The sequence below is a fragment of the Flavobacterium sp. UBA5153 genome, from assembly GCA_002413745.1.
Classification (GTDB): Bacteria; Bacteroidota; Bacteroidia; order Flavobacteriales; family Flavobacteriaceae; genus Flavobacterium.
Map to the genome: position 1 here is coordinate 126,509 of DHXP01000003.1, position 21,264 is coordinate 147,772.

The 21,264-nt window shown below is 36.0% G+C and carries 15 protein-coding genes and 1 pseudogene; 12 read left to right on the plus strand and 4 right to left on the minus strand.

Going from position 1 to position 21,264, the window contains the following annotated elements; all coding sequences use genetic code 11:
• The first annotated feature begins 32 nt into the window (after nt 1-32).
• From B2145_RS00985 to B2145_RS01000, 3 genes and pseudogenes are all read left to right on the plus strand, one after another.
• Nucleotides 33-704: a DUF4271 domain-containing protein gene (locus B2145_RS00985; RefSeq protein ID WP_291097214.1), complete on the plus strand. Its 672-nt coding sequence runs from the start codon at nt 33-35 to the stop codon at nt 702-704.
• Between the two features lie 12 nt (nt 705-716).
• Complete coding sequence (locus tag B2145_RS00990) at nt 717-1,466, plus strand: uroporphyrinogen-III synthase (protein WP_291097216.1); 750 nt, start codon at nt 717-719, stop codon at nt 1,464-1,466.
• 486 nt (nt 1,467-1,952) lie between these two features.
• Nucleotides 1,953-2,324, plus strand: a pseudogene (locus tag B2145_RS01000) (Lrp/AsnC family transcriptional regulator); the annotation flags it as partial.
• A gap of 69 nt (nt 2,325-2,393) precedes the next feature.
• On the opposite strand, the gene B2145_RS01005 reads toward B2145_RS01000, so the two are convergent.
• On the minus strand, nt 2,394-3,071 hold the full coding sequence (locus tag B2145_RS01005; protein ID WP_291097218.1) for a zinc metallopeptidase: 678 nt from the start codon (nt 3,069-3,071) through the stop codon (nt 2,394-2,396).
• Between the two features lie 123 nt (nt 3,072-3,194).
• Complete coding sequence (locus B2145_RS01010; protein ID WP_291097220.1) at nt 3,195-6,659, minus strand: leucine--tRNA ligase; 3,465 nt, start codon at nt 6,657-6,659, stop codon at nt 3,195-3,197.
• 167 nt (nt 6,660-6,826) lie between these two features.
• On the opposite strand from B2145_RS01010, the gene B2145_RS01015 reads away from it, so the two are divergent.
• The 4 genes from B2145_RS01015 to truB are packed head-to-tail and all read left to right on the plus strand — an operon-like array spanning nt 6,827 to nt 9,487.
• Nucleotides 6,827-7,702: a cell division protein FtsX gene (locus B2145_RS01015; RefSeq protein ID WP_291097222.1), complete on the plus strand. Its 876-nt coding sequence runs from the start codon at nt 6,827-6,829 to the stop codon at nt 7,700-7,702.
• Nucleotides 7,703-7,739: 37 nt separating this feature from the next.
• Entirely contained in the window at nt 7,740-7,994 is a 255-nt protein-coding gene (locus B2145_RS01020) for a DUF3098 domain-containing protein (protein ID WP_291097261.1), read from the plus strand.
• The gene (locus B2145_RS01025; RefSeq protein WP_291097224.1) at nt 7,995-8,792 is read left to right on the plus strand and encodes an undecaprenyl-diphosphate phosphatase; all 798 of its coding nucleotides are present in this window, start codon (nt 7,995-7,997) and stop codon (nt 8,790-8,792) included.
• A complete protein-coding gene (truB, locus tag B2145_RS01030) occupies nt 8,792-9,487 on the plus strand; it encodes a tRNA pseudouridine(55) synthase TruB (RefSeq protein WP_291097226.1) in 696 nt (231 codons plus the stop codon). Before B2145_RS01025 ends, truB begins: the two co-directional genes overlap by 1 nt.
• A gap of 528 nt (nt 9,488-10,015) precedes the next feature.
• Here truB and B2145_RS01035 read toward each other — a convergent pair.
• On the minus strand, nt 10,016-10,621 hold the full coding sequence (locus B2145_RS01035) for a thioredoxin family protein (protein WP_291097228.1): 606 nt from the start codon (nt 10,619-10,621) through the stop codon (nt 10,016-10,018).
• A gap of 173 nt (nt 10,622-10,794) precedes the next feature.
• On the opposite strand from B2145_RS01035, the gene pyrH reads away from it, so the two are divergent.
• From pyrH to B2145_RS01050, 3 genes are all read left to right on the plus strand, one after another.
• Nucleotides 10,795-11,502, plus strand: coding sequence for a UMP kinase (pyrH, locus tag B2145_RS01040; protein WP_291097230.1), 708 nt, complete (start codon nt 10,795-10,797; stop codon nt 11,500-11,502).
• A 105-nt stretch (nt 11,503-11,607) separates the two neighbouring features.
• Complete coding sequence (gene frr, locus B2145_RS01045; RefSeq protein WP_291097232.1) at nt 11,608-12,171, plus strand: ribosome recycling factor; 564 nt, start codon at nt 11,608-11,610, stop codon at nt 12,169-12,171.
• 100 nt (nt 12,172-12,271) lie between these two features.
• Complete coding sequence (locus B2145_RS01050) at nt 12,272-14,770, plus strand: DUF5686 family protein (RefSeq protein ID WP_291097234.1); 2,499 nt, start codon at nt 12,272-12,274, stop codon at nt 14,768-14,770.
• Between the two features lie 3 nt (nt 14,771-14,773).
• Here the strand turns inward: B2145_RS01050 and B2145_RS01055 are convergent, their stop codons facing one another.
• Complete coding sequence (locus B2145_RS01055) at nt 14,774-17,044, minus strand: cation:proton antiporter (RefSeq protein ID WP_291097236.1); 2,271 nt, start codon at nt 17,042-17,044, stop codon at nt 14,774-14,776.
• 187 nt (nt 17,045-17,231) lie between these two features.
• On the opposite strand from B2145_RS01055, the gene B2145_RS01060 reads away from it, so the two are divergent.
• Both B2145_RS01060 and asnS read left to right on the plus strand, forming a co-directional pair.
• The gene (locus tag B2145_RS01060; RefSeq protein ID WP_291097238.1) at nt 17,232-19,604 is read left to right on the plus strand and encodes an efflux RND transporter permease subunit; all 2,373 of its coding nucleotides are present in this window, start codon (nt 17,232-17,234) and stop codon (nt 19,602-19,604) included.
• Between the two features lie 152 nt (nt 19,605-19,756).
• On the plus strand, nt 19,757-21,193 hold the full coding sequence (asnS, locus tag B2145_RS01065; RefSeq protein ID WP_291097240.1) for an asparagine--tRNA ligase: 1,437 nt from the start codon (nt 19,757-19,759) through the stop codon (nt 21,191-21,193).
• The last annotated feature ends 71 nt before the right edge of the window (nt 21,194-21,264 follow it).

Genomic DNA, 21,264 nt, shown 5'->3' on the forward strand with positions numbered 1-21,264 from the left:
ATGAAATAAAAAATCAGTAATTTTGCATCGCTATGATTGAAAATATACTTCATCCAAGAATAATCGAAAATAAAGATTGGGCAACGGTCTTATTTACAATGGCATTTGCCACAATCGCTATAACCAAATCGGTTTTTGAGAACCGATTTTCAGACTTTGCAAAATTAATTTATTCGGACAAATACACAAAAGTATATAGAGACGGCAGTCACCTTAAAAGTGGCTTTACCATTTCATTGTTTTTTGTTCAAGTGATTTCTTTCGCCTTCTTCATCCAACTTTCGATGGGTTATTTTGGTTATGCTTCAAAAACAGATTGGATTCTCTATATTCAAATAATTACTTTCCTTGTTTTTTTTATTTTATCCAAGTATTTAATCGAGAAAATTATTGCCACTGCATTCAATATTGATGAATTTATTGACCAATTCAACCTGCAAAAAGTTACTTATAGAACTTATATTGGATTATTTATACTGCCAATTAACGTTATTCTATTCTATTATGACACAATATCAAAAAATATTCTGATATTACTTATAGCTATCGTTCTAACAATAAACCTATTAACTTATTTTGTATCAATAAAAAGTTATCAAAATTCAATATTCGACAAGTTGTTTTATTTTATTTTATATCTTTGCGCTCTTGAAATAGCACCGTATTATTTTATGTATTATTGGTTTACAAAAGGCGTTACTTAGAAAATATTAAATATGAAAGTGAAAACAATTTTGGTGTCACAGCCAGAGCCTAAAGTGGAAAATTCTCCTTACTTTGAGCTCCAACAAAAGCATAAAGTAAAAATTGATTTCAGATGTTTTATCCACGTAGAAGGTGTTAGCGCAAAAGAAATCAGACTTCAAAAAATTGATCTTAATAATTTTACCGCAATTATATTAACGAGTAAAAACTCTGTGGATCACTTTTTTAGGGTTGCAGATGAAATGCGTTACAAAGTTCCTGAAGGGTTAAAATATTTCTGTCAATCTGAAGCAGTTGCATTCTACCTACAAAAATACGTGGTATACCGTAAACGTAAAATTTACGTTGGCCCAAAAGATTTTGCCGATTTATCGCCATTGATAAAAAAATACAAAGACGAAAAATTCTTGTTGCCCGCTTCAGACCAATTGAATGCAGACGCACCAATAACCCTCAATAACCTAAAAGTAGATTGGACACAAGCTGTCTTTTATAGAACGGTTATGAGCGATTTGTCTGATTTAGCCGATGTGTATTATGATGTTTTAGCTTTCTTTAGCCCAACTGGAATAAAATCATTATTTATGAATTTTCCGGATTTCAAACAAAACAACACCCGAATTGCCGTTTTTGGAAGTTCAACCCAAAAAGAGGCATTAGATAGTGGTTTAAGAATTGATATTCTTGCCCCAACTCCCGAAACACCATCGATGTCAATGGCATTGGAAAAATATATCAATGACGTGAATAAAGCAAAATAAACACTCATTCAAGTTCCTTTTCGAAATAAAAATTACAAAAAAACCGCGAAATCGCGGTTTTTTTTATGTCCCAATCTTTAAATAAATTCTTACCCTTTTTTTTATTATTTGTTTTTTGCCTAAATTTGATTTTCAATTTAAACTAAATCCTAAACTTTAGTTTCAAATAGCAACTTATGAAAATCAACTCTCTCATTGTAGAAATAGACGGAATCGACAAAGAAATTTTACGTTTCCTGATGGAAGATGCCCGAAAACCAATCCTTCAAATTGCCAATAAACCACTATGGACTTAAAGTCCATAGTTTCGGTTTAGCAGACTGAAAGTCTGCACGGCTGAAAAACATAAAAAAATTAAACCGCAAATTCGCAAATTTAAGTGAACCCATAAAAGTAAAAAAAATAATTTGCGAATTTGCGGTAAATGTTTTTAGAACCTGAAAGGTAGATGCACTAAAGTGCATAGTTTTAACTATCTCTGTGACCAAAAAAATAGGAATTTCCGGAGCCGCCATCCATCAACGGCTTCGAAAACTGGAACAATCGGGTGTGATATCAGGTTCTAAATTAGTGGTAAACCATAAAGTTTTGGGCTATAATACGATGGCGTTTGTTGGGGTTTATCTGGACAAAGCGGCACGAAATGCGGAAGCCGTAAAAGATCTTAGAAAAATTCCAGAAGTCTTGGAATGCCATTACACCACGGGAAACTGGTCCATTTTGATAAAAATTATTTGTCGTGACAACGAGCATTTGATGCATTTGTTGAATACCCGAATTCAGGCCATCGAAGGCGTTTCAAGAACAGAAACTTTCATTTCCTTGGATCAACAAATCGACAGACAGATTCAACTGTAGCTTTTAGAATAAATAAAAAATCCGCCTCAATAAAATCGAGACGGATTGTGTTTTTTAAATATCCTGTATTTACCTTCTGTTGAAAATCGAAATGTAATACATCAAGGATGCAATCGATCCTAAAGCGGCAACAACATAGGTTCTCGCGGCCCATTTTAGTGCATCTTTTGCCCCAGTTTGTTCCTCTTGTGAAAGCATATTTTTATTTTCTAACCAAGCCAGAGCCCGATTACTCGCATCATATTCCACCGGCAAAGTAACAATCGAAAACAAAGTGGTAGCGGCAAAAATCACGATTCCCACCAATAAAAGTTGAGGAAAAGTTCGCATCATCAAAATTCCTCCAATCAAAATCCACTGCATATAAGTCGATGCAACATTGACAACCGGAACCAAACTGGGACGCATTGTCAACCAACTGTAAGCCGTTGCGTGTTGTACGGCGTGACCACATTCGTGGGCAGCAACTGCAGCCGCAGCCGCATTTCGTTGGTTAAAAACTGCTTCGCTCAAGTTGACTGTTTTGTCAACTGGATTATAATGATCCGTTAATTGTCCTGCTACCGAAATCACTTTTACATCGCGAATTCCGTGATCAGCGAGCATTTTTTCGGCGATTTCCTGTCCGGACATTCCGTTTTGCAATTGCAATTTGGAGTATTTTTCAAACTTGTTTTTCAATTGGTTGCTTATCAACCAGCTTACGAGCATAATTGCTCCCGCCAAAACTAAATAACTCATTCCCATAATTTCTATTTTAGGATATTAATTTAGAACATTATATCAAATTTAAAGCCAAATTTTTGAATGCCAATTTGACATTATGTGTTTTTGTAGAGACGCACTGCAGTGCGTCTCTACGGTGCGTCTCTACCCCACCAAATTTATCACCTTACCCGGAACAATGATTATCTTGTTTGGAATTTTCCCGTCCAATTGTTTCAAGGTTCTTTCGTCCTTCATAATGATTTCCTCGATTTGTTCCTTGGATAAATCCAAAGGCAATTCTATGGTGAAACGCATTTTCCCGTTGAAAGAAACTGGATATTCCTTGCTGCTTTCCACCAAATGTTTTTCGTCCAATATTGGAAAATCCACCGTAGAAATTGAACCTGAATTTCCTAATTGACTCCACAATTCCTCGGCAATATGCGGCGCATAAGACGAAATCAATATGGTCAATGGTTCCAGAATCGCACGTTCGTGACAATTTTGGGTCGACAATTCATTCACGCAAATCATAAACTGCGAAACCGAAGTGTTGAAAGAGAAATTCTCGATATCTTCTGCTACTTTTTTGATGGTTTTATGCAATGATTTTAAGTTGTCTTTTGTTGGTTCGTCGTTGGTTACAATTAAACCATTGTCATCAAAATACAAACGCCATAATTTTTTAAGGAAACCAAAAACTCCCGAAATTCCTGCCGTATTCCAAGGTTTCGCCTGTTCCAATGGCCCTAAGAACATTTCGTACAAACGCAACGTATCTGCACCGTATTCGTTACAGATGTCATCCGGCGTTACCACATTGTATTTGGATTTAGACATTTTTTCGATTTCACGACCTACGATGTATTTTCCGTTTTCTTCGGTGATGAATTCTGCATCAGCATAATCTTCTCTCCAGTTTTTGAATTTTTCAACATCTAATTCATCTGAAGAATTCACCATTGAAACGTCAACGTGAATTGGAGAAATAACATAACTTGTCACATATTTACCATCATCTTCAAAATACTTTTCATCTTCTACTTTTGTAGAATTTTTAAAAGCCAGATTCTTTATCTTATTAAAATCTTTTACTACATCTAACGGAAATTCCTTATCATCAATTCCTTTGCTTTTCAAATACTTTTTAAAATCCGAAATATTATTACTCAAAAAAATTGATTGATTTAACTTTATATCTTTAACATGTTTCCCAATGCTACCTTTTTTAATTCCACTTTTATCAGCTTCAATTATCTCAAATTCGTTTATAAAAATTTCATCAATTCTATACACAAACGCACTCATTCCCAAAATCATTCCCTGATTAATCAGTTTTTTGAATGGTTCTTCGGTTGGGGCAAAACCTTTGTCTTTCAGGAATTTGTTCCAAAAACGAGAATACAATAAATGTCCGGTGGCGTGTTCGCTTCCGCCAATGTATAAATCCACGCTTTCCCAATATTTCAAGGCATCTTTGCCGGCAAATTCGTTTTCGTTGTGCGCATCCATATAACGCATCCAATACCAAGAACTTCCCGCCCAACCCGGCATCGTGTTCAATTCTAATGGAAAAATCGTTTTGTTGTCGACCAAATTCGTTTCGACCACTTTATTGTTTACGCTATCCCAAGCCCAAACCAGAGCATTCCCTAATGGAGGCAATCCGTCTTCGGTTGGCAAGTATTTCTCCACTTCCGGCAACACGATTGGCAAGTGTTTCGCATCAATCATTTGCGGCAAGCCATTCACATAATATACAGGAAACGGTTCGCCCCAATATCTTTGGCGAGAGAAAACCGCATCACGCAAACGGTAATTGATTTTTCCCTTTCCTTGATTTATTTTTTCGAGTTCTGAAATTACTTTTTTGGTTGCTTCTTTATAAGTTAATCCGTTTAGGAAATCAGAATTGGCAATAACAACATTGTCTTTCGAACCGTAAGCTGCTGCCGAAATATCAACATTCGCAAAAATATTCTTGATTTCAGGCATTCCGTTTTGACCTTTGAAGAAATTGGTAAAAGCATAATCTCTTTCGTCGCCACAAGGAACCGCCATAACAGCGCCAGTTCCGTAACCTGCGAGAACATAATCGCCAATCCAAACCGGAATTGGTTCTTTCGTAAACGGGTGTTCGGCATACGCACCGGTAAAAACTCCCGAAATGGTTTTTACATCGGCCATCCGTTCTCTTTCGGAACGTTTTGCCGTTTTTTCGATATAAGCTTCCACATTTTCACGACATTCTTGAGTGGTGATTTCCTGAACCAAAGGATGTTCTGGTGCCAATGTCATAAACGTAACGCCGAAGATGGTGTCGGGACGAGTGGTGAAAACCGCAATCCCTTTAGATTCGGAAGGAGAAACAACGGCGTTGTGCAATTCGTGTTTAATAATATTTAAAACGCTATCAATATTGTTTAGAATTTCTTTAGTATTAAAACGAATTACTTTAAACCCTTTTTCAGCAAGAACTTTTGTACTTGCTGCATCCGTTTTTTGTTGAGTCGTATAAAGAATTCCTCCATCGACTTCAATAATTAGTTTTTTAGGCAGGCATACAAAATCTACAATATAGTCATCAATTAAATGTTGCTGTACAAATTCAGAATCTAATGCTTCCGCTTTTAAATTTAACCATAACATTTTTTCAGCCTCGGTTGGATTATTACGTAATTCCCCAATACTTGCTGTTTCCTCGACTGCGCTCGGGATGACATTAAAAGAAACCATCGCTCCAACCGACTTTCCAATCCAATTTCTTTGGCTTTCCTTGATGCTTTCACTCCAATCGATTTCATTTAATCCTTGCAACAAACGTTCCGCATAAGCAGAAATTCGCATACTCCATTGGGTCATTTTCTTGCGAATCACTGCGAAACCACCACGTTCCGAAACTCCGTTCACGATTTCGTCATTTGCCAAAACCGTTCCCAATCCAGGACACCAGTTCACTTCGGTTTCGGCGAGATAAGTCAATCTGTATTGTAATAGTATTTTTTGTTGGTCTTCTGACGAAAAAGCGTTCCATTCGTTTGACGAAAACGGATTGATATTATCATCGCAAACCGCATTTACGTTTGCATTTCCTTCTTTTTCGAAAAGGGCAATCAAGGTCGAAATAGCTGACGCTTTGTCCGTATTTTTATTGTACCAAGAATTGAATAATTGGATGAAAATCCACTGCGTATGTTTGTAATAATCCGGATTCGAAGTGCGTACTTCGCGGCTCCAATCGAATGAAAACCCAATTTTATCGAGTTGTTTTCTGTAACCGGCAATTATATTTCCTTCTTTGTCAACGCCACCGTCAATATTTACCGAAGTCGTGTCTTCCGGACGTTGACCGGTTTGTATCGCATATTGTTCAGCAGGTAATCCAAAACTGTCATAACCCATTGGATGCAAAACATTAAAACCGCGATGTCTTTTGTATCGGGAATACACATCCGAAGCGATGTAACCCAGCGGATGCCCAACGTGCAACCCCGCTCCTGACGGATAAGGGAACATATCCAAAACATAATATTTTGGTTTTTCTGAATTATTCTGAGCTGCAAAAGTTTGATTTTCGGCCCAATATTTTTGCCATTTGGCTTCTATTTCGTTCGGATTGTATTTCATATTTTTATATAAGCCCTTCAGCATTCAAAACCTGGAAAGGATGTTTAATTTACTAATAAAATTAGGTCGCAAATTTACATTTATTGTACGAAAGTTGAAAGTTTGAGCGTTATTAACTTTAAATAAAGAAATTCTTTGTTATTTTTACCCCATAATTACAGTAAACTATGGCTTCTTCATTTGATAAATTTCAAAAACGCAGGTTAATTTCCTCTTATTTCTCGGTAGTGCTAAGTGTATTCTTGGTGTTATTTCTATTGGGAATATTGGGGTTTTTTATTATAAATTCTAAAAAACTGGCCGACGATTTTAAAGAAAAAATTGCGATGACGGTGTTTTTCAAGAACGATGCCAATGATAGCATTTTGAAGGCTTTTGGAGGAGAACTAAAAACCGCTCCTTTTGCAAAATCGTTTGTGTTTGTTTCCAAAGAAACTGCCGCAAAGCAACATACTGACATTATTGGAGAAGATTTTATGACTTTTCTGGGCACGAATCCTTTGCAAAATTCGTTCGACATCAACCTCAAAGCTGATTATGTAGTTAAAGACAGCATCGTAAAAATCGAAAGCCGTATTCGTAAAAATGCAATGGTTTCGGATATTGTTTATGATAAGCAATTAGTAAATTTAGTAAACGACAACATCAAAAAAGTGAGTATGTGGATTTTGATAATCAGCGGTTTTCTGACGTTTATTGCTGTTTTATTAATCAATAGTTCTTTGCGTTTATCCATTCATTCCAATCGTTTTATTATCAAAACCATGCAAATGGTGGGTGCCACAAAGGCATTTATCAGAAAACCATTTGTGATGCGAAGTATAAAATTAGGCATGATAGGCGCGGGTTTAGCCGTTCTTGCATTGATAGGGGTATTGGCTTACCTTCAGGTTAATTTCCCGGATTTAGGCATTCTTGACAACAAATTACTCGTTGGAATTGTGTTGCTGTTGGTTTTTGGCATTGGAGTATTAATTACTTGGGTGAGCACTTATTTTGCGACACAGCGCTTTTTGAATTTAAGAACAGACGACCTTTATTAATTTACAATATTAGATTTACGCTTTTTTATAAAAAATGATGAAAAAACAAGAACAAAAAAACGAACAAAAACACGAATTTCTCTTTGAGAAAATAAATTACAAAATTCTATTGATTGGTATTGCCGTGATTGCCTTGGGATTTGTTTTAATGTCTGGTGGCGGAAGCGACGATCCAAAGGTGTTTAGCGAAGCCATTTTTAATTTCAGAAGAATTCGCCTGGCCCCAACAACCGTTTTGATAGGTTTTGGAATCACCATTTACGCTATTCTTAAAAATCCAAAAAAAGCATAAATGAATACTTTTCAAACTATTGTTCTTGCCATCATTGAAGGAATTACCGAGTTTTTACCGGTTTCTTCAACAGGCCACATGATTCTTGCCTCTTCTTTTTTTGGCATTGAACATGATGATTTTACCAAACTTTTTACGATTGTGATTCAATTGGGAGCCATACTTTCAGTCGTGGTTTTATATTTCAAACGATTCTTCCAAACTTTCGATTTCTATTTTAAATTATTGGTGGCATTTATCCCTGCCGTGGTTTTTGGTTTACTGTTCAGTAAAAAAATAGATGCTTTATTGGAGAGTCCTTTAACGGTTGCCGTTTCTCTCTTGATTGGTGGAATTATTTTATTAAAAGTTGATGATTGGTTTACCGGTTCTGAGGAAATTCAAACCTCAAACGAAATCAGTTATTTACAAGCTTTTAAAATAGGTTTATTCCAATGTCTGGCAATGGTTCCCGGCGTTTCCCGAAGCGGCGCAAGCATCGTGGGTGGGATGTCGCAGAAATTATCTCGAACAACTGCCGCTGAATTTTCATTCTTCCTGGCAGTGCCAACCATGCTTGGTGCGACAGCGAAGAAATGTTATGATTATTACAAAGATGGACTTGTGCTGTCTCACGACCAAATCAATTTTTTGATTATAGGAAATGTCATTGCCTTTATTGTGGCACTTTTAGCCATTAAATCTTTTATTGATTTTTTGACCAAACACGGTTTCAAAGTATTTGGTTATTACCGGATTGTTGCTGGAATTGCACTATTGGCGATCCACTTTTTCATTCATCCTTTGACAGTAATTTAATGTCAGCCGAAGATTTCCTAAACGGACAAATTTTACTCATCGACAAGCCTTTGCATTGGACGTCTTTTCAGGCAGTGAATAAAATGAAATGGGCTTTGAAAAGCAAGTTGGGTTTAAAGAAAATCAAAATTGGTCATGCGGGAACTCTAGATCCTTTGGCAACCGGATTGTTGCTGGTTTGCACAGGAAAATTCACCAAAAGAATTACTGAACTTCAAGGTCAAGCCAAAGAATACACGGGAACTTTCTACATTGGGGCAACAACGCCATCGTACGATTTAGAAACCGAAATAGACGAAACTTTCGCAACTTCGCATATTGACGAAGGCTTAATTCACGAAACCGTGAAACAATTTTTGGGAGAAATTGACCAAAAACCACCCATTTTTTCAGCCATAAAAAAAGACGGAATCCGCCTTTATGAACACGCTCGTGCTGGAGAAACTGTAGAAATAGCAACTAGAAAAACAACAATCCACGAATTCGAAATCACGCGAATCGCACTTCCCGAAATCGATTTTAGAGTCGTTTGCAGCAAGGGAACTTATATTCGCTCCTTGGCTTTTGATTTTGGAAAAGCTATGGATTCGGGCTCACACTTGACGGCGTTGCGAAGAACAAAAATTGGCGATTACGATGTGAAAGGAGCCATGGATGTGACTTTATTCGAACAAAGTCTAGTGCCTCAATTATAAGCAAAAAGCAAAAACACATGACAAATACTAAATAGAATTTGCGATGTGTTTTTTCTAAAATTAAAGTAATTTTAATCCATACTCTTTTTACCTACTTGGCACGCTATTAGTTAAATAATTAGTTGCGTTTTTACCTCCAAATAGTGAGTATGATAAATAATCATAAATTCTTTCAAATAGCTTTTTCATGACGATGTTTTTTTGATTGTGAAACAATATTTAAACACCAATAAAAAAGTAAATTAACAATAAATAATAGACTTGGTTAGCAAGTACTAATTTACAAAAAAAATTAATAAAAACAAAATTAATCGTTAAATAAAAAACTTATGATTTCATATTTTACATCAGGGCAATAATTTTATGTTGCGCACCCAAACCTTTATCGAATAAACAGCAAAATCGCACCAACAGAAATCGACTTTGGAAAAGTGATGGATTCCGGTTCACACTTGATGGCGTTGCGAAGAACAAAAATTGGCGATTACGATGTTTTAAATGCTATGGACGTCACCTTGTTTGAAGATTCTATTGTTCCAAATCAAGCATCAAATCAATCAACTCATCTTGGGTAGAAACGCCTTTATCGTGCAAATACCACAATTGTAAATCGGCTTTTGCAGTTTCATCTACAATTCCAAATTTCTCCTTATAGTTTCTAATTAAATCGTTGGCTCCTTTAGGTCTTGGCCCCCAATTACCGCAAACATTTCCCGTTTCTTTATTTACAATAATCAATTTTGGAACAGCCCTTGTTCCATTGGTCAAAAACAAATTCATCAAATCCTCGTTTTCATCACGCAAAACAATTTTCAACTCAATTTTGTCTGATTCATTTGCCATTTTGTTGAAAACCGGCAATAACTGCGCTCCATCGGCACACCAGCCTTCGGCGATAACTAACCAAATGTATTCATTTTTTAGCGATTGTAATTTCGAGAGGTTTTCATCGGTAATTTTCATTGTTTTCTCCAAACGATTCATTCGCGTTTCATTCAAAGTGCTGTAATGAGTCAGATTTTCTGATTGCTCATTTCCAGTGGATTTTCCTTCAACCAATAAATCAGAAACTATTTTTCTATATACAGGATACGTATAACTGTTAAATAATGCTTTGGCAACTGTCGTTTTCATATTATTCTTTTTTATCTTACACAAAATTACCTCTATAAAAAAGAAAGTTGGGTAACATTTATTACATTCAAAAAAAATATTTTCTACCGATTGACATTAAAAATAAACCCAATTATTAATTTTTTAAAAAATCAGAATATAACTATATTTGCACAACTCAACTAAACAAAGTAATGAAGTACAAAAGAATTCTTCTAAAATTAAGTGGCGAAGCATTAATGGGCGATCGACAATATGGTATTGATCCTGTAAGACTAGCCGAGTATGCCGATGAAATCAAAAAAGTTCATGACAAAGGGGTAGAAATTGCCATCGTGATAGGCGGAGGAAATATTTTTAGGGGCGTTGCCGGTGCAAGTAACGGTATGGATCGCGTTCAAGGCGACTATATGGGAATGTTGGCCACTGTTATTAACGGCATGGCATTGCAGGGCGCACTCGAGGAAAAAGGAATGTTGACCCGTTTGCAAACTGCCTTAAAAATGGAGGCTATCGCCGAGCCATATATAAAAAGAAGAGCCGTTCGCCATCTTGAAAAAGGCAGAATCGTTATTTTTGGCGCCGGAACAGGAAACCCCTATTTCACTACCGATACCGCAGCTGTTTTGCGTGGTGTGGAAATTCACGCCGACGTGATTCTGAAAGGAACTCGGGTAGACGGCGTTTATGATTCTGATCCCGAAAAAAATAAATCTGCCGTGAAATTTGATTTTATCTCGTTTGAAGACGTATTAAAAAAAGGATTAAATGTAATGGACACTACTGCATTCACTTTAAGCCAGGAGAATAAATTACCCATCGTGATTTTTGATATGAACAAATCGGGTAATTTATTGAAGATTTGTGAAGGCGAAAACATAGGAACAGAAGTGAATATATAAATAGCAGATGTCAGTTAACAGATGGCAGTGAAAAAAATCTGAAATCTGAAATCTGAAATCTGACTCGAGCCAGAATGGCGAACAGGCGAAGCAAATCTGAAAATTATGACTGAAGAAATTGAATTTATTTTAGACAGTACCCAAGAATCTATGGCGGGTTCTATAGCACATTTAGAGAAAGCATTCTTGAATATTCGTGCCGGAAAAGCAAATCCAGCCATGTTGGGAAGCGTTTTTGTTGATTATTATGGAGCGGCGACACCGCTTTCGCAAGTCTCAAATATAAATGTGCCCGATGCAAGGACGATTACTTTACAACCTTTCGAAAAGAAAATGTTGCAGCCTATCGAGAAAGCGATTATGGTGGCCAACATTGGTTTCAATCCAATGAACAACGGTGATGTAATCATAATCAGCGTCCCTCCATTGACCGAAGAACGAAGACGTGACCTTGCAAAACAGGCAAAATCAGAAGCCGAGGATGCAAAAATAGGAATTAGAAATGCCCGTAAGGACGCTAATTCCGACATTAAAAAATTGGAAAAAGAAGGAACATCCGAAGACGTTTGTAAAAGCGCCGAAGATGAGGTGCAAAATTTAACCAATAGTTATATCAAAAAAATTGATGAACTTCTTGTTCACAAGGAAGCCGAAATCATGAAAGTGTAACTTTCAATAAAACAATATCAAATCCGCTTCGTGCGGATTTTTTATTCTTATTTTTGTCAGAATAAAATGAGATTGTTGGCGTCTTGTAAACCCTTTTTTTATGAAGCATTTATGTTTACTGTTTTTCTTTTTTACATTTTCGCTTCAGGCGCAATTTCGGGTAAACGGAATCGTGAAAGAATCTTCTGCTAATAAACCGTTGCCTTTCGCAACGATTACTGCAAATGATGGCACAAACACCATTTCGGATGTGGACGGAAAGTTTAGCCTTTTATCTTTAAAAAGAATTGTTTCTTTTGATGTTTCTTACATTGGATTCACCAAATCAACAGTTGTTATTGTAAATGACAAACCTTTTTACACAGTATTTCTTTCCCCAAAAAGGGATGATTTGAAGGAAGTCGTGGTTTCAAATGAAAATCCGGCATTGACAATTATCAAGAAAGTAATCGCAAACAAAAATGCCAACAATCCGCAAAAAAAGTTGAACAGTTTTGAATTTAAATCCTATAATAAGCTCATCGTAACGGCCAATCCCGATTCAATAGACGGACGAATAGATTCTGTATTCGTTGAGAAATCCATAGGGAAAAAATTCACTAAAATTGATTCCTCCAATTATAAATTTAAAGAAATCATAAGCAAGCATCACTTGTTTCAAACGGAAAAAGTTTCGCAGTACCAATTCGACAATCCTAAATTAAAAGAAACCATATTAGGCACAAAAATGGCGGGTTTTAAACAGCCTATTTATGAAGTTATCGCCTTTAACCTACAGTCTTTTTCCATTTATGATTCGAGTTACGAACTTTTTGAAACCAAGTACAACAGTCCAATTGCCAACGATGCTTTGCAAGATTACAATTATAAATTACTCGATACCGTATCCATAAATGGAAGAAATACATATATGGTATATTTTAAAAACAAAAAGAAAAGAAAAGCATCGGGACTGGAAGGCGTGATTTACATTGACCAAAATAATTATGCAATTGCCAAAGCCGTAATGCGAATAAAAGGCGTTCTTGACATTAGCGGAATCCATGAATTTCAATACATTCCAAAGGAAAATTTATGGTTTCCAATTCAAAAAACTTTCAAAATCGTAAAGGGGAAAAATGATGACGACATTAAAATTCTGGGCGGAACCATTCAATTTGAAGGCGACTTGGAAGAAGATTCCAAACCTCATAAAAAAGCAGCCTCGGATTATGTTTATTTACTTTCGCAAACCAATAATTTCGACATTAATTACAACATTCCGATACAAATAAAAAAGTCGGCGATTTCAATCGAAATAAAAGAGGATGCCGTCAATAGACCCGAAAGTTTTTGGAATAGTTATAGGAAGGACAGTCTGGATATTCGAAGCCAAAAAACTTATTTGGTTCTTGACAGCATTTCCGTAAAAAAACGAATCGAAAGCCGATTGCGTTTTGGCAGAAAAATCATCAACGGTTATTTGCCTGTAGGATTCTTTGATTTGGATTTACGCAAAATATTCAGTTACAATAATTACGAAGGTTTTCGGTTAGGACTTGGTGGTGTCACTAATGAAAAGTTTTCAAGAAAATTCAGAATCGAAGGTTATTCGGCATACGGAACGAAAGACGGAAATTTTAAATACAATCTGGGAATGGCAACGCGAATAGACAAATTGTCAAATTCCTGGATTGGTGCTTCTTATACTGATGATGTTCGGGAAATCGCCAGTACCACATTTGCGGTTGACAAACGAATTTTTAAAATTTATGACCCAAGACCCATAAATATTAGCACGTTTTATAATTATGTCAGTTGGAAAACATTTATGGAAACCAAAATCATTCCCAAAACCGAGAGTATTTTGGAGTTTTCACACGCTATTGTTGAACCCAAATTTAATTATATTTATAACTTAAACGGCAAACTATACACTATTTATACCATGACAACGGCGATGGTTTCTTTGCAATGGAATCCTTTCAGCAATTATATGCAAACTCCAACGGGGCGGATTGAAGTGGAAAAGCGCTTTCCAAAATTCACTTTTCAATACACGCAATCCTTGCCAAAAACTTGGGGCAACGACTTTGTATTTGGTAAAATAGACTTTAAAACAGAATTTGAAAAAAAATATTTGAATGGTCAAAAAACAAACCTGCTTTTTCAATCTGGATATGCTTTTGGCGACATTCCAATTACCCATTTGTACAACACTTCACCCAATAACATTACCAAAGAAACCATTATTCAAAGGATTACTTTTGCGGGGAGGAACAGTTTTGAGACGATGTTTTTTAATGAATTTTTCTCCAGCCAATATGCGTTTTTACAATTCAAGCACAGTTTAAATCGTATTGGCTTATTCAAAAAAATAAAACCGTCATTGGTTCTTGTTTCCAGAATGGCCTGGGGAAATATGAAAAACCCGGAACAACATATAGGAATCAATTACAAAACCTTGGACAAAGGTTTTTTTGAGTCAGGAATAGAACTCAATCAAATATATAAAGGAATTGGATTGACAGGATTTTATCGTTATGGCCCCAATCAATTGAGTAAATTTGAAGATAATATTGCAATAAAATTGAGTTTTGTCCTGAATTTGGGATTGTAAAAACTAAGGCTTGATAATCAATACAGAAGGTACTCCACTCAACCAAATACTGCTTGAATCTACAAGGGCTTTCCAACTTTCGATACTGATTATCATCAAGTCCTGTTTGGCCAAAAGCTCTTTTTTTATAATTTTATCATTAATTATTGTGATATTATTAGGGTATTTTTGTTCTAATGAATTTATAGCACTTTTGAGAACAAAATTAGTGTTGACATGACCGTTTACATCCAAAACAATAATTTTGGAATTGTTGTTGTAAATCAATTTTTGGGCATAATCAATCAAAAAAGAATCTTCGGAACTAAAAATTGGAATAAAACCCTGATTTACTTTTTGCAATCCTTTATCTATCAAAATCCCCAAAGGCGTTTTTGTTTTCGAGATAATCTTTCTTGTCCTTTCGTCAAAAGGAGAATTTTCGAACAACCCTTCTTTCCCGGTAAATTTATCAATCAATCTGTCAGGATTGACTATTCTTGTTGTAAATCCTAATACTTTCCCGAGCAGCGTTCCTTCAAAAATAGATTTGCCAAGACCAACCAAAAGCAAATCATATTCACCATTATTGGCAATATCAGAAATGTTATTTTCAATATCTACAGTTGCTTGAAAAAGTGTTGTAATCTCTTGTTTCAAAATCTGGGATTCTTCAATTATTGGCAAAAACCTATCTTTTTCATATTTCTCTAAATTATAGGGATGCACTTCGTCACTCAATGTGAGATGCATCACGGTAATGGCTGAAGTTTCTTTTTGTTTTTTGACCAGACTATTGGCTAATCGCAAAAGAGACTTTCCTTTTTCCCTATTTCCGAACGATATTAATATTCTGTATTTATTTCCATTTAAAATTTCATCTAAAACAGCGGCATCTCTTGTCTTAAAAATATAATTTATTAAATTCAATGCCGGTCCAGTCATAAAAGTGGTAACTAATGCCATGATTACCATCATAGTAAACACTTCCGGAGTAAGCACTTTTAAATCCAAACCTATATTCAAAACTATCAATTCCATTAATCCCCTTGTATTCATCAAAGCCCCAATAGTAAAACTATCCCTCCAGTTTTGACCAACAAATTTGGCAGCCAAAGCACTTCCTAAAAATTTCCCTACCACGGCAACAAGTATAATAAAACCCGTTACTTTCCATAAATAAGGATCGTTAATCAGTCCAATTTCTGTTCGCAATCCAGTATAAACAAAAAATAAAGGAAGCAATAATATCACCGAAACGTCTTCCACTTTTTCGATAAATACATTTCTGAATTTGGTTATATCAGGCATAATTACACCAGTCATAAAAGCGCCAAAAAGGGCATGGATCCCAATAGCTTCGGTCGTATATGAAGAAATAATTAATGTTAAAAAGAAAATAGCAACAACAGATTTATTCAAATTATCTTTTGTTCCGTATAATTCACCAATTTTTTTTAAAAATGGCTTCACCACAAAAAGCATTACAATCACATAAAAAGCTGCCAATAAAATAATGTATAATGAACTCACGAAAGTTCCCGCTTTCACAATGGCGATTACCGCAGCAAGCAAACACCACGCGGTAATATCGTCGGCGGCGGCACAAGTAATGACTATGGCACCTAATCTGGTTTTATGAATACCTCTTTCCTGAACAATTCTTGCCAAAACAGGGAAGGCTGTTATGCTCATGGAAATCCCCATAAATAACGCAAAAGGCAAAAAAGCAACTCCTTCAGGAGCAAATCTATAGTAAACAAAATAAGCCAAACCAATGCCCAATGCAAATGGAATTATAATACTGGCATGACTAATAACAACGGCTTCATTGGCCCTGTTTTTTAATACCTTTAAGTCGAGTTCCATGCCAATAACGAACATGAAAAGTATCAATCCAATCTGACTTAAAAATTGTAAATTTCCCAAAGAATCAACTGGAAATAAGGCAATGGAAAATTCAGGGAAATACAACCCCAGTAACGAAGGTCCAAGAACAATTCCAGCTATAATTTCACCAATTACGGAAGGTTGGCCTATTTTTCTAAAAATCCAACCAAAAAAACGAGCCACTAAAATAATAGTGATAATTTGAGCTAAAAGTATAGCCAAAGGATGGTGCAAATTTTGGGTTAAGGAAGATAAAAAATCATTCCAGTGACCCTTTTCAGATACGGAAACCGGGAATTTTTTTCCAATTTCCAAACTCTTTGCTTTGCTTACAATCCAGTATATCAATGCCGAGAAACCGCCAGTAACAACAAAATAAAATATTGTATTTCTATATTTCTTCATGAATTATTGTTTCAACTTTTTTTATAATTTCAATACAAAGATGAGAAAACCAAATATATAAATTATAACATCAAAAAAATTAATAATACAAATTTAATCTTGACAAAAAAACAACGCAATTAAACCCTAAATGTAATAGTAAAATATCTCCCGATTTATTTACCTTTGCACCCATTTTAATACATTTATGAAAAAGAAATTAAAAGTAGGATTCTGGGAATTGATTGCCAGAATTATACTCAAAAATAGAATCGTAATATTAGGGATTATTCTTGTCCTAACGGTTTTTCTTGGTTTACAATGGAAAAACCTGAGCATGACTTATACCGAAGCCAATTTACTTCCCGAAAAACATATTGTCAACAGGCAATACCAAGATTTCCTAAACAAATTCGGGGAAGAAGGCAATTTGATTGTTATTGGTTTCAAAGACAATACTTTTTTCACGCCAAAAGCTTATGCTGCTTGGAACGAATTAATGACGGGTCTGAAAAATTCAAAGGAAGTGGAACTCGTAGTTTCTTTGAACGATTTAAAAAAATTACAAAAAGACACTATCGCCGAGAAGTTTAAATTGGTTCCACTTATTGACCAAAGTCAAACGAATAGTGCTGCTTATCTTGGGAAAATAAAAAACGAACTTTTCAACAAATTGCCTTTTTACGAAGGATTATTGTTCAATAAACAATCGGGAAGCATCCGTTCAGCGGTTTATTTGAATAAAAAAATCGTCAATACGGCGGCAAGAAAAACTTTTATCATTGATAATCTGGTTCCAAAAATAGAGAAATTTGAAAAAACCACCGGAATCGATCTTCGCGTTTCTGGAATGCCCTACATTCGGACTATCAATGCCGAAAATATGAAAGGTGAAATCGGGCTCTTTATTGGTGCGGCTTTGCTCATTACCTCATTAATATTTTTCTTCTTTTTCCGTTCCTTCAGGGCTACGTTTATTTCGATTTGTATTTTATTGTTTGGAGTTATGTGGTCATTTGGAACATTGGGATTATTCCATTACAAAATCACAATTTTAACGGCGATAATTCCGCCATTAATAATCGTTATAGGCATCACAAACTGTATTTTTCTCATCAATAAATACCAGCAGGAAATAAAAACCCACAATAACAAAGCTCGAGCGCTACAACGCGTAATTTCGAAAATTGGGGTTTCTACATTGATGACAAACCTCACAACGGCTGCGGGCTTTGCCACTTTTATGATTACTGGCAACGATTTGCTTTTTGAATTTGGATTAGTGACATCCATCAATGTGATTACGGTTTATCTTTTAACATTATTGATTGTACCAATTGTGTATAGTTTTATGGATGCTCCAAAAGAAAAACACTTGTATCATCTAAGCAAAAACTACCTTTCTGCGGTGCTGAATTGGGTCGAATATGCCGTAAGATACAATCGAAAAACCATTTATATCATTTATGGTTTGCTTATGGTTTTTAGCGTAATCGGGGTTTCGCAAATGAAAGTTTCAGGAAGTTTGATTGGCGAAATGCCAAAAAATGCTTCGTTTTTCAAAGATATTGTCTTCTTCGAAAAGGAATTCAACGGAGTTATGCCTTTGGAAATAATGATAAACACCAAGCGCAAAAAAGGAGTCATGAAACTGTCCACAATGAAAAAAATGGACGAATTGCAACAGACGATTTCCCAAATGCCCGAATTGTCGAAACCGGTTTCCATTGTTAATTTAGTGAAATATTCCAAACAAGCCTATTACAACGGGAATCCTGAATATTACGAATTACCGACTTCTCAAGAGCAAACATTCATCCTTTCGTACGCTAAAAATGCCACGAAAAACAACAAAGACAATTTGATGAAAAGTTATGTGGATTCAACAGGGCAATATGCCCGAATCACTACTTTCATGAAAGACATTGGCACCGAAGAAATGGCAAAAGTTGAAGGGAAATTGCAAAAAAAAATAGATCAAGTTTTCCCAAAAGAGCGATACGAAGTTACGATGACAGGAAAGGCATTGGTTTTCCAAAAAGGAACTTCCTACTTGATCGACAACCTCATCGAATCGCTCATTTTCGCCATTTTCCTCATTGCGGGACTGATGGCTTATATGTTCCGCTCCGTGAAAATGATATTGGTTTCCATCATCACAAACATACTTCCGCTATGCATTACGTCAGGATTGATGGGCTATTTTGGCATTCCGCTCAAGCCATCAACGATTTTGGTTTTCAGTATTGCTTTTGGAATTTCGGTGGATAACGCCATCCAGTTTATGGCGAAATACCGCCTTGACCTGATTCAAAACAACGGAAAAATTAAAAAATCAGTATTCAGCGCGCTACGGGAAACAGGGATAAGCACGTTTTACACCTCCATCGTTTTGGTTTTTGGATTCGCCATTTTTACTCTTTCCAGTTTTAGCGGCACGATTGCCCTTGGAGGGTTAATTTCCTGCACTTTGTTGTTTGCGATGTTTGCTAACCTATTGGTTTTACCATCATTGGTACTGACTTTTGAAAAAAAACAAGCCATAAAAGAGGATATTATGGAGGCCGAAATCGTGGAATAGTTTTTTTTAGGAGCTGTTTCCCGCTATTCGTTACAATCCACGCAAAAAAGCGTGGGATTTCCACTGCTATCAGGGCTACGAAAATCACAATAAATCAATTATATTTGCAATTCGATTGCAACACCATTTATAATATCAATTCTAAAATCACAATGAGACATACAAGAGTTAAAGACTTGCTGAACAGCACAACGACGCTTCAGGCAATAAATGCAAAAGGCTGGGTGAGAACTTTTAGAAACAATCAATTTATTGCGTTGAACGACGGTTCAACCATCAACAATATACAATGCGTTGTCGATTTTGAAAACACGCCCGAAGAAACACTAAAAAGAATCACAACGGGAGCCGCAATTTCGGTTACGGGGGATTTAGTGGAAAGTAAAGGTGCTGGACAAAAATATGAAATTCAGGTTACGAAACTGGAAATTCTTGGCGACTCGGATGCAGAGAAATTCCCAATCCAACCTAAAAATAAACCAAGCTTGGATTTCTTGCGTGAAAATGCTCACTTGCGTCCCCGCACCAATATTTTTGGAGCAATTATGCGGGTGCGTTCGGTTTTGTCATTCGCCGTTCATAGCTATTTTCAACAAAAAGGTTTTGTGTATGTAAACACGCCAATCATCACCGGTTCTGATGCCGAAGGTGCTGGCGAAATGTTTAAAGTTACCGCTTTGCCTTTCGACAATCCGCCAAGAACCGAAGACGGAAAAGTAAATTACAAAGAAGATTTCTTCGGAAAAGAAACCAATTTAACGGTTTCCGGACAATTAGAAGGCGAAACTTTTGCAATGGCTTTAGGCCAAATTTATACTTTTGGACCAACATTTAGAGCCGAAAACTCGAATACTTCTCGCCATTTGGCTGAATTTTGGATGATTGAACCCGAAGTGGCTTTCAATGATTTGAATGACAATATGGATTTGGCCGAAGATTTTATTCAGTATGTAATCAAATACACAATAGACAAATGTCCTGAGGATTTGAAATTCTTGGAAGGACGATTATTGGAAGAAGAAAAATCAAAACCGCAAGCCGACAGAAGCGAAATGGCTTTGCTGGAAAAACTGAATTTTGTTTTGGAAAACAACTTCAAACGGGTATCTTACACCGAAGCCATTGATATTTTGAGAGATTGTACTCCAAATAAAAAGAAAAAATTCAATTACATTATCAACGAATGGGGTGCTGATTTACAGTCGGAACACGAACGCTATTTGGTGGAAAAACACTTTAAATGTCCCGTGATTTTGTTTGATTACCCAGCGAATATCAAGGCATTTTATATGCGTTTGAACGAAGACGGAAAAACCGTTCGCGCAATGGATATTCTTTTTCCGGGAATCGGAGAAATCGTGGGTGGCTCACAAAGAGAAGAACGTTTTGACGTTTTGGTCGAAAAAATGAAAGCATTGGGAATTGACGAAGAAGAATTGTGGTGGTATTTAGACACCCGAAGATTCGGAAGTGCGGTTCACTCTGGTTTTGGACTTGGATTCGAAAGATTGGTACTTTTTGTAACCGGAATGACGAACATTCGTGACGTAATCCCTTTTCCAAGAACGCCGATGAACGCCGAGTTTTAAGTCCCGAAAGCTTTGCCACGAAGACGCAAAGACTCCAAGTTTTTTTGTTTTGTGAGTTTAAATAAAGCCAA

Bases quoted from the DNA above. Each gene is read 5' to 3' on its own strand.
- B2145_RS01050 (WP_291097234.1), top strand. From the start codon at position 12,272: ATGAAGCATTTATGTTTACTGTTTTTCTTTTTTACATTTTCGCTTCAG.
- B2145_RS01025 (WP_291097224.1), top strand. From the start codon at position 7,995: ATGAATACTTTTCAAACTATTGTTCTTGCCATCATTGAAGGAATTACC.
- pyrH (WP_291097230.1), top strand. From the start codon at position 10,795: ATGAAGTACAAAAGAATTCTTCTAAAATTAAGTGGCGAAGCATTAATG.
- B2145_RS01020 (WP_291097261.1), top strand. From the start codon at position 7,740: ATGAAAAAACAAGAACAAAAAAACGAACAAAAACACGAATTTCTCTTT.
- B2145_RS01055 (WP_291097236.1), bottom strand. From the start codon at position 17,044: ATGAAGAAATATAGAAATACAATATTTTATTTTGTTGTTACTGGCGGT.
- truB (WP_291097226.1), top strand. From the start codon at position 8,792: ATGTCAGCCGAAGATTTCCTAAACGGACAAATTTTACTCATCGACAAG.
- B2145_RS01060 (WP_291097238.1), top strand. From the start codon at position 17,232: ATGAAAAAGAAATTAAAAGTAGGATTCTGGGAATTGATTGCCAGAATT.
- B2145_RS00990 (WP_291097216.1), top strand. From the start codon at position 717: ATGAAAGTGAAAACAATTTTGGTGTCACAGCCAGAGCCTAAAGTGGAA.
- B2145_RS01005 (WP_291097218.1), bottom strand. From the start codon at position 3,071: ATGGGAATGAGTTATTTAGTTTTGGCGGGAGCAATTATGCTCGTAAGC.
- B2145_RS00985 (WP_291097214.1), top strand. From the start codon at position 33: ATGATTGAAAATATACTTCATCCAAGAATAATCGAAAATAAAGATTGG.
- B2145_RS01010 (WP_291097220.1), bottom strand. From the start codon at position 6,659: ATGAAATACAATCCGAACGAAATAGAAGCCAAATGGCAAAAATATTGG.
- B2145_RS01035 (WP_291097228.1), bottom strand. From the start codon at position 10,621: ATGAAAACGACAGTTGCCAAAGCATTATTTAACAGTTATACGTATCCT.
- frr (WP_291097232.1), top strand. From the start codon at position 11,608: ATGACTGAAGAAATTGAATTTATTTTAGACAGTACCCAAGAATCTATG.
- asnS (WP_291097240.1), top strand. From the start codon at position 19,757: ATGAGACATACAAGAGTTAAAGACTTGCTGAACAGCACAACGACGCTT.
- B2145_RS01015 (WP_291097222.1), top strand. From the start codon at position 6,827: ATGGCTTCTTCATTTGATAAATTTCAAAAACGCAGGTTAATTTCCTCT.